General features: G+C 72.7%; 14 protein-coding genes. 10 read left to right on the plus strand and 4 right to left on the minus strand.

What is annotated here, in order from left to right; all coding sequences use genetic code 11:
* Positions 1-470 precede the first annotated feature (470 nt).
* The gene (locus ACZ3YL_RS31475) at positions 471-1,346 is read left to right on the plus strand and encodes a hypothetical protein (protein ID WP_465660608.1); all 876 of its coding nucleotides are present in this window, start codon (positions 471-473) and stop codon (positions 1,344-1,346) included.
* Positions 1,347-1,607: 261 nt separating this feature from the next.
* On the opposite strand, the gene ACZ3YL_RS31480 is transcribed toward ACZ3YL_RS31475, so the two are convergent.
* Together ACZ3YL_RS31480 and ACZ3YL_RS31485 are read right to left on the minus strand one after the other, a co-directional pair.
* The gene (locus tag ACZ3YL_RS31480) at positions 1,608-2,930 is read right to left on the minus strand and encodes a D-arabinono-1,4-lactone oxidase (RefSeq protein ID WP_465660610.1); all 1,323 of its coding nucleotides are present in this window, start codon (positions 2,928-2,930) and stop codon (positions 1,608-1,610) included.
* Between the two features lie 138 nt (positions 2,931-3,068).
* On the minus strand, positions 3,069-4,337 hold the full coding sequence (locus tag ACZ3YL_RS31485) for an MFS transporter (RefSeq protein ID WP_465660621.1): 1,269 nt from the start codon (positions 4,335-4,337) through the stop codon (positions 3,069-3,071).
* Positions 4,338-4,468: 131 nt separating this feature from the next.
* On the opposite strand from ACZ3YL_RS31485, the gene ACZ3YL_RS31490 reads away from it, so the two are divergent.
* Both ACZ3YL_RS31490 and ACZ3YL_RS31495 read left to right on the plus strand, forming a co-directional pair.
* Positions 4,469-5,611, plus strand: a complete 1,143-nt coding sequence (locus ACZ3YL_RS31490) for a ferrochelatase (RefSeq protein ID WP_465660612.1) — start codon at positions 4,469-4,471, stop codon at positions 5,609-5,611.
* A 38-nt stretch (positions 5,612-5,649) separates the two neighbouring features.
* Positions 5,650-6,468: an inositol monophosphatase family protein gene (locus ACZ3YL_RS31495; protein WP_317621169.1), complete on the plus strand. Its 819-nt coding sequence runs from the start codon at positions 5,650-5,652 to the stop codon at positions 6,466-6,468.
* Between the two features lie 193 nt (positions 6,469-6,661).
* Here the strand turns inward: ACZ3YL_RS31495 and ACZ3YL_RS31500 are convergent, their stop codons facing one another.
* The gene (locus ACZ3YL_RS31500) at positions 6,662-6,847 is read right to left on the minus strand and encodes a hypothetical protein (RefSeq protein ID WP_030057688.1); all 186 of its coding nucleotides are present in this window, start codon (positions 6,845-6,847) and stop codon (positions 6,662-6,664) included.
* A 442-nt stretch (positions 6,848-7,289) separates the two neighbouring features.
* On the opposite strand from ACZ3YL_RS31500, the gene ACZ3YL_RS31505 reads away from it, so the two are divergent.
* The 4 genes from ACZ3YL_RS31505 to ACZ3YL_RS31520 all read left to right on the plus strand — a co-directional run bounded on the left by ACZ3YL_RS31505 (position 7,290) and on the right by ACZ3YL_RS31520 (position 11,415).
* A complete protein-coding gene (locus ACZ3YL_RS31505; RefSeq protein ID WP_188306097.1) occupies positions 7,290-7,943 on the plus strand; it encodes a response regulator transcription factor in 654 nt (217 codons plus the stop codon).
* 87 nt (positions 7,944-8,030) lie between these two features.
* Complete coding sequence (locus tag ACZ3YL_RS31510; protein WP_188306098.1) at positions 8,031-9,353, plus strand: sensor histidine kinase; 1,323 nt, start codon at positions 8,031-8,033, stop codon at positions 9,351-9,353.
* Between the two features lie 272 nt (positions 9,354-9,625).
* On the plus strand, positions 9,626-10,609 hold the full coding sequence (locus ACZ3YL_RS31515) for an acyl-ACP desaturase (protein ID WP_188306099.1): 984 nt from the start codon (positions 9,626-9,628) through the stop codon (positions 10,607-10,609).
* A 506-nt stretch (positions 10,610-11,115) separates the two neighbouring features.
* Entirely contained in the window at positions 11,116-11,415 is a 300-nt protein-coding gene (locus tag ACZ3YL_RS31520; RefSeq protein WP_030057692.1) for a DUF4193 domain-containing protein, read from the plus strand.
* Between the two features lie 227 nt (positions 11,416-11,642).
* Here ACZ3YL_RS31520 and ACZ3YL_RS31525 read toward each other — a convergent pair whose 3' ends face one another.
* Positions 11,643-12,092, minus strand: coding sequence for a DUF3093 domain-containing protein (locus ACZ3YL_RS31525; protein ID WP_411292991.1), 450 nt, complete (start codon positions 12,090-12,092; stop codon positions 11,643-11,645).
* A 136-nt stretch (positions 12,093-12,228) separates the two neighbouring features.
* On the opposite strand from ACZ3YL_RS31525, the gene ACZ3YL_RS31530 reads away from it, so the two are divergent.
* From ACZ3YL_RS31530 to ACZ3YL_RS31540, 3 genes are all read left to right on the plus strand, one after another.
* Positions 12,229-12,807 carry a PaaI family thioesterase gene (locus tag ACZ3YL_RS31530; RefSeq protein WP_465660623.1) on the plus strand — a complete coding sequence of 193 codons (579 nt, stop codon included), beginning with the start codon at positions 12,229-12,231 and terminating at the stop codon, positions 12,805-12,807.
* Between the two features lie 20 nt (positions 12,808-12,827).
* Positions 12,828-13,271: a dUTP diphosphatase gene (gene dut / locus ACZ3YL_RS31535; protein ID WP_411292992.1), complete on the plus strand. Its 444-nt coding sequence runs from the start codon at positions 12,828-12,830 to the stop codon at positions 13,269-13,271.
* 69 nt (positions 13,272-13,340) lie between these two features.
* Positions 13,341-14,138: a DUF3710 domain-containing protein gene (locus ACZ3YL_RS31540; RefSeq protein ID WP_188306103.1), complete on the plus strand. Its 798-nt coding sequence runs from the start codon at positions 13,341-13,343 to the stop codon at positions 14,136-14,138.
* The last annotated feature ends 113 nt before the right edge of the window (positions 14,139-14,251 follow it).

Genomic DNA, 14,251 nt, shown 5'->3' on the forward strand with positions numbered 1-14,251 from the left:
GCCACAACCTTGCTGAGTTCCCCGGCGTGTCGGGCTTACGCCCGGCCACACCGCTGTGGCACGGTTGCCTTTTTGCCACGTCATCCGTCGACGTCGCGCCTGGGTGTCCCGGCCGTTCTTGCACGCGGAGTGTTCGCGACGATCCGGGACCGGCGTCGCCGTGCGTGCCCGTTCCGTGGCTCTTCGTCAAGCTGCCGGTGTAGGCACAGTCGACATGTCGACCCAGGGCTCGGGCTTTACGAACAGTACTCCATTCGTGGCATCCGAAGGGGCGGCTCGCCGCTCAAGTCTCCCGCGATTCACGGGAATCTCAAGAGCGCGCGCCCCCAATGGCGGACCACTGCCGGATGAACGGTGATCATCTTCACACAATCCGGGCGAGGAGAACCGCATTTTCGTCCCTTGTGTCCTTCTTTGGGCAAGATGGAGAGGCTTGTTCGAGTAGTAGTCGTACGGACCGAGGGATGTTGATGCCGGAGCTGAGCCCCGCCGAGGAGGGCGGCAAGGAGGAGCGCAAGCGGATCGATCTGAGTGTGGCTCAGGTCGTGGCGAGCGCGTTGGCCGCGGTGGTGGGCGCGCTGCTCGCCTCCGAACTCGGCGTGTACGGCACGATCATGGGCGCGGCCGTGGTCAGCATCGGGGCGACCACCGGTGGCGCGGTGTTCCAGCACGTGTTCCGGCGGACCGGCGAGCAGCTGCGCGACGCGGTGGACCGCGGGCCGAACCAGGCCGTGAACACCCTGCGCCAGGCGCCGGTCGGCCCGGAGCGGCCCGAGCGGCCGGCGGAGCTGCCCGCCGGCCCGCCCCCGGTGATCACTTCGGAGTGGAACGAGCCGCAGGTGGTGCGGGCGCGCCGGCGGTTGGGGTGGAAGGGCTACGCGGCGGCGTCCGGGCTGGTGTTCGTGCTGGCGATGACGCCGATCGTGGCGTTCGAGCTGGCCACCGGGCAGCCGGTGTCGGCGACGGTGAAGGGCGAGTCCGGCAACGGGACGTCCTTCGGCGGCACGGTGGCGCCCGGAGGCCAGGCACCGAAGGACGCCCCGGCGGACCGGCCGTCCACCGGCGGCGGGCGCGGCCCGGAGTCCACGCCGTCCGGCGGTGCCTCGGCTCCGGCGACCACCCGGCCCACCCGGGAGCCGAGCCCGACCCCGAGCGCCGGCACCGGCGGGCACGGCGGCGACGCCTCGCCCTCGGCGGGTCCGAGCGCGAGCCCGTCGGCCGGGGCCTCCCCGTCCGCGAGCGGCGGGAAGCCCACCGGCGGGGCGGTCACGCCCCAGCCGCCGGTGCCGACCGACGCTCCGGCGAACGCGACGGTGGCCCCGCCGGCCGGGACCTCGGCACCCTGAGCGGGAGCTAGGGCGTGTCTGACAATTCCCGCCGGGCGCGCGACGCTCCCCCAGCCTTCGGCTGGGAGGTACCCCCAGGGCACAAGCGCACCTCGCCGCGTTGTCGTCGGTCGCCGATGGCCCCCAGCCTGGCGGCCGGGAGGTGCCCCCACCGCATGGACTCCGCCCCCAGCCTCCGGCCGGGAGGTGCCCCCACCTCCGCCTTGCGATGCACACACCCCAACGCCGCGCGCTGATCCGACGCGAATTGTCAGACACGCCCTAGGCCCCCAGCACCCGCCGCAGGTAGTCGTTGCCGAACAGGCGCTGGGGGTCGACCTCGTCCCGCAGCGCCGCGAAGTCGGCGAAGCGGGGGTAGACGCCGGCCAGGTACTCGGCGTCGCGGGTGTGCAGCTTGCCCCAGTGCGGGCGGCCCTGATGGGCGGTCATCAGCTGTTCCACGCCGGTGAAGTAGCCCTGTTCGCGGGTGCCCCGGTAGAGGTGGACGGCGATGTAGGCGCTGTCCCGGCCGGAGGCGGTGGAGAGCCAGAGGTCGTCGGCGGGGGCGAAGCGGACCTCGACCGGGAAGCCGACCTTCCAGTCGGAGCGTTCGATCAGGGCCTTCAGCTCGCGTAGCACCTCGGCGGCGGCCGCGCGCGGCACGGCGTACTCCATCTCCACGAAGCGGACCTTGCGCGGGCTGGTGAACACCTTGTACGCGGTGTCGGTGTAGCTGCGGTCGGACCAGGCGCGGCTGGCGAGCGAGGCGATCGAGGGGATGGAGCCGGGGAAGCGGCGGCCGACCCGGCAGGCGCCCTCCCAGACGGTGTTGGAGAGGAAGTCGTCCTCCAGCCACTCCTTGAACCGGGGCAGCGGGGCGGCCGGCCCCTGGCTGCGGTTGTTGCGCTTGGTGGAGCAGCGGTCGGTGTGCGGGAACCAGTAGAACTCGAAGTGCTCGTTGACGGCGGTGAGGTCGTCGAGGCGTTCCAGCACCTCGTCGAAGCCCATCGGCTGCTCGTGGGCGGTGAGCAGGAAGGCCGGTTCGACGCCGAAGGTGAGGGCGGTGATCACGCCGAGGGCGCCGAGGCCGAGCCGGGCGCCCTGGAAGAGCCGGGGGTCCTCGGTGGGGGAGCAGCGCCGGACGGTGCCGTCGGCGAGCACGATCTCCAGGGCGCGGATCTGCGCGGCGAGCGAGCCGGAGTCGCGGCCGGTGCCGTGGGTGCCGGTGCTGGTGGCGCCGGCGACGGTCTGGACCTCGATGTCGCCCATGTTGGTGAGGGAGAGGCCCTCGGCGGCGAGGATCCGGTTGAGGCGGCTGAGCGGGAGGCCGGACTCGACGGTGATGGTGCCGGCCTCGCGGTCGATCTCGCGGACGGCGGTGAGCGCGTGGGGCCGGACCAGCAGGCCGTCGCCGGGCGAGGCGACCGCGGTGAAGGAGTGGCCGGAGCCGACGGCCTTGACGCTGCGGCCCTGTTCGGCGGCGCGCCGGATCTCCCTGGCCAGTTCCTCGGCGGTGCCGGGGGTCGCGCTCCGGGCCGGGTGGGCGCTCTGGTTGCCGGCCCAGTTGGTCCACCGGGTGCGGGTCGCCGTGCTGGCCTGGGGCATCTGCGCTGCCTCCTGCTCCGGGGCCGAACGGGGTCGGCGCGGTCTGCGGCGGCGCTGCCGCCCCAGGGCCCGTCCGCGCTGTGCGGGAGGCGGGCCCTACCTGCGGGTAGGGCCGCGGGTAGGGCGAGATTAGTCAGTTCACCGTTCGGCGTCTACGGGTCGTCCGACCGTTCCGTCGCCCGCCCCGGCGGGCGACTCGGCGCCGAGTCCGGCGCGCAGTCGTCCGAGTCCGGCCAGGGCGGCGAGCACCCCGAGCGCGCCGGCGGCCAGTGGCACCCAGTAGCCCGCGGCGGCGCCGGAGGCGTCGACGACCCAGCCGCCGGCCGAGGAGCCGGTCGCGACGCCGAGGGCGAGTCCGGTGGTGGTCCAGGTCATGCCCTCGGTGAGCTGGGCGGCCGGGACGAGCCGTTCGACCAGGGCCATCGCGGTGATCAGGGTGGGGGAGATGGCGACGCCGGCGACCAGCAGCGCGGCGCCGACCGCGACCAGGCCGCCGATGCCGTGCACCGCGTGGGCGACCAGCAGCAGCGGCACCATGCTGAGCGCCATGAACAGCACGCCGAGGAAGAACCGCCTGGCCATCGAGCCGGCGGGCTTGACGGCGCCGAACACGACTCCGGCCAGGCAGGAGCCGAGCGCCCACAGGGCGAGGATCACGCTGGAGATCGACTTGTGCCCCTGGGTCTCGGAGAAGGCGACGGTGACCACCTCGACCGAGCCGAAGATCGCACCGGTGGCGACGAAGGTGAGGATCAGCACTTGCAGGCCGCGGTTGCGGATGACCGAGCGGCCCTGCTGTCTGGCGGCCTCGTGGACCGGGGGCTCGGTGGAGCGCTGGCCGGCGAACAGCAGCACGCCGACGGTGAGGAAGATCCCGGCGAGCAGCACGCCGGCCTCCGGGAAGACGGAGGTGGCCAGGCCGATGGAGAGGATCGGGCCGACGATGAAGCAGACCTCGTCGACCACGGCCTCGAAGGAGTAGGCGGTGTGCAGCCGGTCGGCGTCCTCGCGGTAGAGGTGCGCCCAGCGGGCGCGGACCATCGCGCCGGTGCTCGGCATCACGCCCATGCCGGCGGCGAAGACGAACAGCGTCCAGTCCGGGGCCTCCAGCCGGGCGCAGAGCAGCAGGCCGACGACGGCGCCGATGGTGAGGGCCATGGCTGGGACGATGATCCTGGCCTGGCCGTGCCGGTCCACCAGCCGGGAGACCTGGGGGCCCAGGATGGCGGCGGAGACCGCGAGGGTCGCCGAGACCAAACCGGCCACGCCGTACGAGCCCCGCAGTTGGGACAGCATGGTCACGATGCCGATGCCGGTCATGGAGATCGGCAGTCGGGAGACGAAACCGGTGGAGGAGAAGGCCACGGTGCCGGGCGCGGCGAATATTCGGCGGTAGCTGGACAGCACGGGCGCTCCGAGCAGGGGGGTAAGGAACAAGGCTGGTCTGGACAGCTTACGTACGTTGGCAAACGGGATTTTCCGGATGCCCGCGCGGCCCCGGCGCCGACGCCCGGCCCCTCAGTGGCAGGATCGGTGCCATGTCCGACGCGCGCAAACCCTCCCCTTCCGGCGCCGCCCCGTACGACGCCCTGCTGCTGCTGTCCTTCGGCGGGCCCGAGGCCCCCGAGGACGTCGTCCCGTTCCTGGAGAACGTCACCCGGGGCCGCGGCATCCCCAGGGAACGGCTGAAGGAGGTGGGCAAGCACTACTTCATGTTCGGCGGCGTCAGTCCGATCAACGAACAGAACCGGGAGCTGCTCGCCGCCCTGCGCAAGGACTTCGCCGAGCACGGGCTGGACCTCCCGGTCTACTGGGGCAACCGGAACTGGGCCCCGTACCTGGTGGACACCCTGCGGGAGCTGGCCGCGGACGGCCACCGCCGGATCGCCGTGCTCGCCACCAGCGCCTACGCCGGCTACTCGGGCTGCCGCCAGTACCGGGAGAACCTGGCCGACGCGCTGGCCACCCTCGCCGAGGAGGGCGTCCCGGCGCTGACCGTCGACAAGCTGCGGCACTTCTACAACCACCCCGGCTTCGTCGAGCCGATGATCGACGCCACCCTGGCCGCCCTGGCCGACCTGCCCTCCGACGTACGGGACGGCGCCCGGCTGGCCTTCACCACCCACTCCATCCCGGACGCGATGGCCGAGACCTCCGGCGCCCCGGACGACCCGGCCCGCGGCACGCCCGGCGGCGCGTACGTCGCCCAGCACCTGGAGGTGGCCCGGCTGATCGCCGCGGCCGTCGCCGAGCGCACCGGCGTCGCCGACCGGCCGTGGCGGCTGGTCTTCCAGAGCCGCAGCGGCGCTCCGCACACCCCCTGGCTGGAGCCGGACATCTGCGACCACCTGGAGGTCCAGCACGCCGACGGCGCGCCGGCCGTGGTGATGGTCCCGATCGGCTTCGTCTCCGACCACATGGAGGTCAAGTACGACCTCGACACCGAGGCCGTCGCCAAGGCCGCCGACCTGGGCCTGCCGGTCTCCCGCGCGGCCACCGTCGGCGCCGACCCGCGGTTCACCGCCGCGGTGCGCGAGCTCGTCCTGGAACGGGCCGCCACCGAGCGCGGCGAGGCCGTGACCCGCTGCGCCCTCGGCGCCCTGGGTCCCAGCCACGACGTGTGCGCGGTGGCCTGCTGCCCCAACCCGCGCACCCCCCGCCCGGCCGCCGCCGAGCGCTGACCCCCGCCGAGCACCGACCCCTTCCGGAGGAGATTCCCGTGCCCACCCCCGCCCTGCCCGACGACCGGCTCCTCGACGACCTGCTGGACGTCGCCCTGGACGCGGCCCGGCAGGCCGGCGTCCTGCTGCGCGACAGCCGCCCCGCCGACCTCGGCGTGGCCGGCACCAAGAGCAGCCCGGTCGACGTGGTCACCGAGATGGACCTCGCCTCCGAGAAGCTCATCGTGGAGCTGATCGCCGACCGCCGCCCCCAGGACGGCTACCTCGGCGAGGAGGGCGCCGAGCGCCCCGGCACCAGCGGGGTGCGCTGGGTCGTCGACCCGCTCGACGGCACGGTCAACTACCTGTACGGGCTGCCCTCCTGGGCGGTCAGCGTGGCCGCCGAGGTGGACGGCCGGGCCGTCGTCGGGGTGGTCTACGTCCCGGCGCGCGGGGAGCTGTTCCACGCCGTGCTGGGCCGCGGCGCCCGCCTCGACGGCCGGCCGCTCTCCGCCCGCCCGGCCCCGCCCTGGGGCCAGGCGCTGATCGCCACCGGCTTCAACTACGTCCAGCCGGTGCGGGTGCGCCAGGCCGAGGTGCTGCTGGCGCTGATGCCCGAGGTGCGGGACGTCCGCCGGGCCGGGGCGGCCGCGGTGGACCTGTGCGACGTGGCCGCCGGGCGGCTGGACGGCTACTACGAGCGCGGCCTCGCCCCCTGGGACCGCGCGGCCGGCTGCCTGATCGCCACCGAGGCCGGCGCCCTGGTCGGCGGCCGCCCCGGGCACGGCCCGGACGGCGAGCTGACCGTGGCCGCCGCCCCGGGCGTGTACCAGCCGCTGCAGGAGCGGCTGGCCGCGCTGCGCGCCTGGGCGGACTGAGAACGCTTCGGGAAGGCGAAGCCCCCGGCGCGGAACCTTCGGGAAGGCGAAGCCCCGCGACGGTTCCTCGGGACGGCGAACCCCGCGCGGAACCCTTCGGGACAGCGAAGAGCCCTGGCATACGGGGGATGCCAGGGCTTGGGGTTTCGCACGGCCCCCGCAGGGCCGCTGGTGCCGGAGTACCGGCGTCGGGTCAGGCGGCGGTGCGGTGGCGTTCCAGCACGGTGTCCACACCGTGCTCGGCGGCGAGACGACGCAGGTCGTCCAGCTCGGACTGCTCCACCTCGGCGAGGAACTCGTCCCCGGCCTCGATCGCGCGGTGCAGGTCCTGCTCGGCGTTGGCTATGCGCTGCAGGATTCCGGCCTTGAAGGCGTCCATACGGGCCCCCTTACTGTGTCGGACGTGCACGGTCGTGCGCTCTCCGCCCTGAGGAAGGTTCAGCCGGTGAATGCGCCCTGGCCGACAGGTGAGAACTCCGGTCGGGCGCGGAGACGGCCTGCGGCCGCTCCCGGTGACGTCCCAGCCCCAGGGCCGGCGCGGATGAACGCACGGCGGGTGGGTGCGATCGGCCAACAGCCAGATCGCGGGTGTGCAGCTGTCCTCCCCGCCCGGGGGGCCGGGAAACCTCCCGGCGGAAGAAAGTTGCCCGTGTCACAGTCCAAGCGGAGCGATACCGACACGAACGGTCACCGTCGCGGGGTCCGGGCTTCCTGCCCGTGGGGCAGCTTATCGCTGCTTTACCGCAGGACCAGGCAGGATGGAGGCACCGTCGGAGCCGTGCGTCCGTTTCCGGGGCCGGCCTGGAGAAGGGACAACGACCGTGCGGGTTCTCGTCGTCGAGGACGAGCAGCTGCTTGCCGAGGCCGTCGCGACCGGCCTGCGCCGCGAGGCGATGGCTGTCGACGTGGTGTACGACGGGGAGGCCGCGCTCCAGCGCATCGCGGTCAACGACTACGACGTCGTGGTCCTGGACCGTGACCTTCCGCTGGTCCACGGCGACGACGTCTGCCGCAAGGTGGTCGAGCAGGGCCTGGCGACCCGGGTGATCATGCTGACCGCCTCCGGCGACATCAGCGACCGGGTCGAGGGCCTGGAGATCGGCGCCGACGACTACCTTCCGAAGCCGTTCGCCTTCAGCGAACTCGTGGCCCGGGTAAGGGCGCTGGGCCGCCGTGCGACCATCCCGCTGCCCCCGGTGCTGGAGCGGTCGGGCATCTCGCTCGACCCCGGTCGGCGCGAGGTGATCCGCGACGGGCGCACCGTCCAGCTCGCCCCCAAGGAGTTCGCCGTCCTGGAGGTGCTGATGCGGGCCGGCGGCGCCGTCGTCTCCGCCGAGCAGCTCCTGGAGAAGGCCTGGGACGAGCACACCGACCCGTTCACCAACGTCGTGCGGGTCACCGTGATGACGCTGCGCCGCAAGCTCGGCGACCCGCCGGTGATCGTCACCGTGCCCGGTTCCGGCTACCGGATCTGACCCCGGAGTCCGCCTCCACGGAACCCGCCCCCGAGGATTCCCCGCCGTACTTAGCGCCCGCCCCGGCGGACGCCCGAGAGGACCATCATGACCACCCCGCCGCCCCCGGCCGGCGGGCCCTCCGGCGCGCCCGCCGGCGGCCCGCGTGCCGTACCGCCCAGGCCCGTGCACCCGCCGCGCCCGCCCCACCCGAACCAGCACGAGACCTACGTCCCCGGTGACGGCATGCTCGCCTGGCTGCCGTTCCGCCCCACCATCCGGATGCGGCTCACCCTGCTGTACGGCGGGATGTTCCTGATGGCGGGCGTCGTCCTGCTGCTGGTGATGTACTACTTCGTCCAGCAGGCCCTGAACTCCGTCGCGCCGCCGCAGCTCAACTTCTCCGTCGTCGACCGCAACGGCATCCCGTACTCGTCCTTCGTCGTCAACGGCGTCCAGATGACCAGCGACCAGTTCAACGCGCTGCTCGCCAGCCGGCACGAGGCCGCGTCGAACATCGCCGTCAACGCCCTGCTGCGCAAGTCGCTCACCGTCCTGGTCTGCCTCGCCGTGATCGCCTTCGCGGCCGGCTACGCGATGGCCGGCCGGGTGCTGCGCCCGCTCGGCCGGATCACCCGCACCGCCCGGGACGTCGCCTCCTCCGACCTGCACCGCCGGATCGAGCTGGACGGTCCGGACGACGAGCTCAAGGAGCTCGCCGACACCTTCGACGACATGCTGGACCGGCTGGACCGCTCCTTCGACTCCCAGCGCCGCTTCGTCGCCAACGCCTCGCACGAGCTGCGCACCCCGCTGGCGATCAACCGCACCCTGCTGGAGGTCCAGCTCTCCGACCCGGCCGCCTCGCCCGACCTCCAGCAGCTCGGCAAGACCCTGCTGGCCACCAACGAGCGCAGCGAGCAGCTGGTCGAGGGCCTGCTGCTGCTGGCCCGCAGCGAGAACGAGCTGACCGACCGCCGCGCGGTGGAGCTGTCCGAGGTGGCCACCCGGGCGCTGGAGCAGACCCGGGGCGAGGCCGACAAGCGGGAGGTCGAGCTGCGGTCCAAGCTCGATCCGGCGGTGGTCGCGGGCAACGGGGTGCTGCTGGAGCGGCTCGCGCTCAACCTGCTGCAGAACGCCGTCCGCTACAACACCCCGGGCGGCTGGGTCGAGCTGGCCACCGCCACGGTGCCGGGCGGCGGTGAGCTGGTGGTGTCCAACACCGGCCCGGTGGTGCCCGGGTACGAGCTGGAGCACATCTTCGAGCCGTTCCGCCGGGTGAAGGGCGCCGACCGCACCCGCAGTGACAGGGGGGTCGGGCTGGGCCTGTCCATCGTCCGCTCGGTGGTGCGCGCCCACGGCGGCACCGTCGAGGCCACCCCGCGCGCCGGGGGCGGTCTCACCATGCGGGTGCGGATTCCCTCGCCCTAGCCCCCCTCACAGGGCCGATCCGGCCCGTCATGGCTCCCGGTGCTGCCACGTTCCGTGGGCGACCGTTCTCAGCCGCCCCCGTCAGGCCCGTCAAGACGACATAAGGCCTGGCGGGGGCGGCTTGTCATTTCCGGCCCGAGCAACTTACGGTGTCGTAACCTACGCAACCGTAAGTGCGACCGCCGGGATGTCCGCCGACGGCTCCGAGAAACGGACGCGTGCCCGCCCAACGCGCCCGTCCCGCGCGTATCCGTCCCCCCAGGAGCAAGATCGTGACCATCGCCCCCGTGCAGAGCAGTCCCTCGCTCGGATCGAGCGGCTGGACCGACGCGCGGCTGATCCTGGCCCTCGAAGAGGTCGTCGAGACCGAGCTCAACCGCCACCTGGGGGTGGCGAAGGAGTGGATGCCGCACGAGTTCGTCCCGTGGAGCCAGGGCCGCGACTTCGACGGCGTGCTCGGCGGCGAGGCCTGGTCGCTGGACCAGTCGCAGGTGACCCCGCTCGGTCGGGTCTCGCTGGTGGTGAACCTGCTGACCGAGGACAACCTCCCCAGCTACCACCACGAGATCGCGAGCATGTTCGGCCGCGAGGGCGCCTGGGGCACCTGGGTGCACCGCTGGACCGCCGAGGAGGGCCGGCACGGGATAGCCATCCGCGACTTCCTGCTCGCCACCCGGGCCGTCGACCCGGTGGAGCTGGAGCGGGCCCGGATGAGCCACATGTCCGAGGGCTTCGAGTCCGACAACGCGCACAGCATGCTGCACTCGGTCGCGTACGTGGCGTTCCAGGAGCTGGCCACCCGCATCTCGCACCGCAACACCGGCAGGTACGCCGGGGACGAGCTGTGCGAGCAGCTGTTGGCGAAGATCGCCAACGACGAGAACCTGCACATGGTCTTCTACCGGAACCTGCTGAAGGCCGCCCTGGAGATCGCCCCCGACCAGGCCATGCGCGCCATCGCCGACGTGGTCGTCAACTTCCGGATGCCCGGTCACGGCATCCCCGGTTTCGAGCGCGCCGCCGCGCAGATCGCCCTCGGCGGGGTGTACAACCTGCGCATCCACCACGACGACGTGCTGCAGCCCGTGCTGCGCAAGCTGCGCGTGATGGAGATCGGCGGCCTCGGCCCCGAGGGCCTGCTGGCCCAGAACGAGCTGGGGGCCTTCCTTGACGGGCTGGACGGGCAGGCGCGCAAGTTCGAGGAGCGCCAGGCCGCGCTGCTGGCCCGCCGGGAGGCCCGCCGGAACGCCGGTTAGGGCGCCCGCGGGGGCGCTCCCCCGGGTCGTCGCGCCCTCCGAGGGAGGGGGCGGAGTGGGTGGATTTTCCGTGGTTTGCCCCGGAAGATTCTGAACGTGACCAAGCTCACACCGTGTCGCTCCGCGGAGCGGGGTGACCCCGGAGAGTGATCACTCCATCGGGGGTGTCGATCGCCGTCCGTGACCGGGAACCGGCCCGCCGCCGGTCCGCAGGATTGGTCGGCATCCCTGGTGGGCAAGGGATTCAGCGGACACCCGTACGGGTTTCGCTCACTGTGAGTCGCCGACCTGGCGGGCATTCGGCGGGTCGGAGATGGCCCAGCGTGAGGCCTTTTGCGCCTCGGAGGATCACCCCAACGGAGCCCTGGCTGAGTGTCGATTGAGTAACGGGGCTTGAAGTAAGGCAAAATCTCCGCCTCGGGTCGGGCACAAGACCGACCCCCCATGCGTTACGTGCGCTGGAGATACCGCACACACCGCACAAACCCGGAGGGGGAGAGCGAAAAATGGCAACCGACTACGACACCCCACGCAAGACCGACGACGAGCTCAACGAAGACAGCATCGAGGAGCTCAAGGCTCGGCGGAACGACAAGGGCGGCGGCTCCGTCGACGTCGACGAGTTCGACGCTGCCGAAGGCATGGAGCTTCCCGGCGCCGACCTCTCGAACGAGGAGCTCGCAGTTCGGGTCCTGCCGAAGCAGGCCGACGAGTTCACCTGCATGAGCTGCTTCCTGGTCCACCACCGCAGCCAGCTGTACAGCGAGAAGAACGGCAACCCGATCTGCCGGGACTGCGGCGCCTGAGCACCGCAGCGGACAGCGCCAGGTGCCCGTGGCTCCCGCGGCACCGGCACACCGCCCCTTCCGGCCCCGGGCAGCGGGGCCGGACGGCAGGTCCGCGGCCCGTCCTGCGGGACGGACGCGGGAGGACGGAGTCGGTCGGCCGCGTGCCGGCCAGGACAAAGTCGTAGGGACGGTCCCGCATCAGCGGAACCGTCCCTCTCGGTCTTTCGGGGCCTGTGGTGCGTCGGCTACGTACGGGCGCCGCGCCGGGCCTCCTCCAGTGCCTCGGCCAGCTTCATCGGCGAGCGGGTCGACAGGTAGAGGTAGGGCGTCGGGTCGGCCGGGTCGCTCACCTCGACCCGCAGCGCGGTCGGGACGTAGCTGCGCAGCAGCATGAAGGCACGGGGATCGGCCTTCGGGCCGCGCCAGGCCGCGGCCTCGGCGGGACTCAGGGCCTGGGCGGCACCCAGCGCGTCCACCGGGATCCGGGCCGGCCCGGCCACCAGCGAGCCCTGCACCACGCGGATCCGGGCCGAGCCGTAGCTGCTGATCGCCACCGCGCCGGCGGCGATGCCGACCACCAGGCCGACCAGGGCGGCCAGGCCGCTGACCCGGATCAGGATCAGTGCGAGGGTCAGACCGATTGCGACGGGGAGCAGCCACCAGGAGCGCGGCACCGTGAGGCGTTCGTCGTACATGCCCTCCATTGTGGGCGCCCTGACGCCCGGGCCGGGACGCCACCCCCACCGGAGGCCTTGCTACCCCTGGGTAGGCTGGCGAACCGTGACCGGTACGACCACCCCCACCACCCCCACCGACCGGTCGGCGCCCGCGGTGCCGCCGACCCCGACCACCCCGCCGCCGGACGCCGTGATCCCGGAGCGCCACCCCCAGGCGCCCGCCCCCGGCACCCACCTCGGCTCGCACTACGAGCACTGCTTCGGCTGCGGACCGCAGCACCCCGGCGGCCTGCGGATCGACGCGGTCGCCGGCGAGGGCCTGGACGTCACGGCCGAGCTCACCGTCCGGGACGTCCACCAGGGCGGTCCCGGGCTGGCCCACGGCGGCCTGCTGACGACGGCGATGGACGAGACCCTCGGCACGCTCAACTGGCTGCTGCACGCGCCCGCCGTGACCGGCCGGCTGGAGACCGACTTCCTCAGCCCGGTGCCCGTCGACTCGGTGCTGCACCTGCGCGCCTGGATCACCGGAGTGCGCGGCCGCAAGATCTACAGCGCCGCCGAGGCGCGGATCGGCGGCCCGGACGGACCGGTCGCCGTGCGCGCACAGGCACTGTTCATCCAGGTGAAGCTGGAACACTTCACCACGCACGGTCGTGCCGAGGACATCGACAAGGTCCTCGACGACCCGGATCTGATGAAGCGCGCACGAGCCTTTGAGGTGAACCCTTGAGCGAGACCCCCCGTCCGCAGCTGGACGTCCTGATCAAGCGCATCGACGCCGAGCTGCCGCTGCCCGAGTACGCGCAGCCCGGGGACGCCGGCGCCGACCTGCGGACCACCGTCGATGCCGAGCTGGCCCCCGGCGAGCGGGCGGTGCTCCCCACGGGCGTCGCCATCGCGCTGCCGGACGGCTACGCGGCCTTCGTCCACCCGCGCTCCGGGCTGGCAGCTCGTTGCGGAGTTGCTCTCGTGAACGCCCCGGGGACGGTCGATGCCGGGTACCGTGGAGAGATCAAGGTGATCGTCGTCAATCTGGACCCGCGCGAGGGGGTCAGCTTCCGCCGAGGGGACCGGATCGCCCAGCTGGTCATCCAGCAGGTCGAGAGGGCCCGCTTCCACGAGGTGGCCGAGCTGCCGGGGTCGGCACGCGCCGAGGGTGGGTTCGGGTCGACCGGCGGCCACGCCGCGGTCTAGCATTCCCGCGGCCTCGCAGGAAGCCGAGCAGGTATTCGCATCGGTCTTGGACCGGGAAGGACAGTGACCGTGTTCCGTCGTCGCCAGAAGAGCGAGGACGCTGTCGAGCAGCTCGCCGACGACGCCATCAGCGCCGACGAGACGGCCGATGACGTCGAAGGTTCCGCCGAGAGCGAGAACGTGACCGAGCTGGACCAGGCCGACAAGGTCGGCCTGCCGCCGGCCCCGCGGCCGGACGGCCCGTGGGACCACACCGAGCTGGAGACCCCGGAGGAGGGACGAGTCGACCTCGGGGGTCTGCTGGTCCCCGGTGTCGAGGGCATGGAGCTGCGCGTCGAGGTCGCCGGTGACGCGATCGTCGCCGCCACCCTGGTGCTCGGCAACAGCGCCATCCAGCTTCAGGCCTTCGCGGCCCCGAAGTCGGAGGGCATCTGGGGGGAGGTCCGCGAGGAGATCGCCAACGGCATCACCTCGCAGGGCGGCCTGATCGAGGAGGAGGAGGGCCCGCTCGGCTGGCACCTCCGCGCCCAGGTCCCGGTGCAGCTCCCGGACGGCACCCAGGGCGTGCAGATGGTGCGCTTCGTCGGCTGCGACGGTCCGCGCTGGTTCCTGCGCGGCGTGATCTCGGGCCAGGCCGCCGTGCAGCCCGAGATGGCCGGCATCCTGGAGCAGGTCTTCCGGCAGACCGTCGTCGTGCGCGGTGAGAGCCCGATGGCCCCCCGCGACCCGATCGTGCTGAAGCTTCCCGAGGACGCCCAGATGGTCGCCGACGGTGGCGGGGCCGCTGCCGCCGCGGGTGAGGGCGAGGGCCGCTACGGCTCGCTCGACCCGTTCGCGCGGGGCCCGGAGATCACCGAGGTCCGCTGATCCCCGCCCATCGTCTCTGCTGATCGCCTCCGCCCGGAGCCCCGGGCGGAGGCGATTTGCATGTGGCGGGCCGGTCACCGTACAGTTCCGGAGTCGCCGCGGGAGACCGGGGC

Source organism: Kitasatospora sp. NPDC023176 (genome assembly GCF_055560495.1).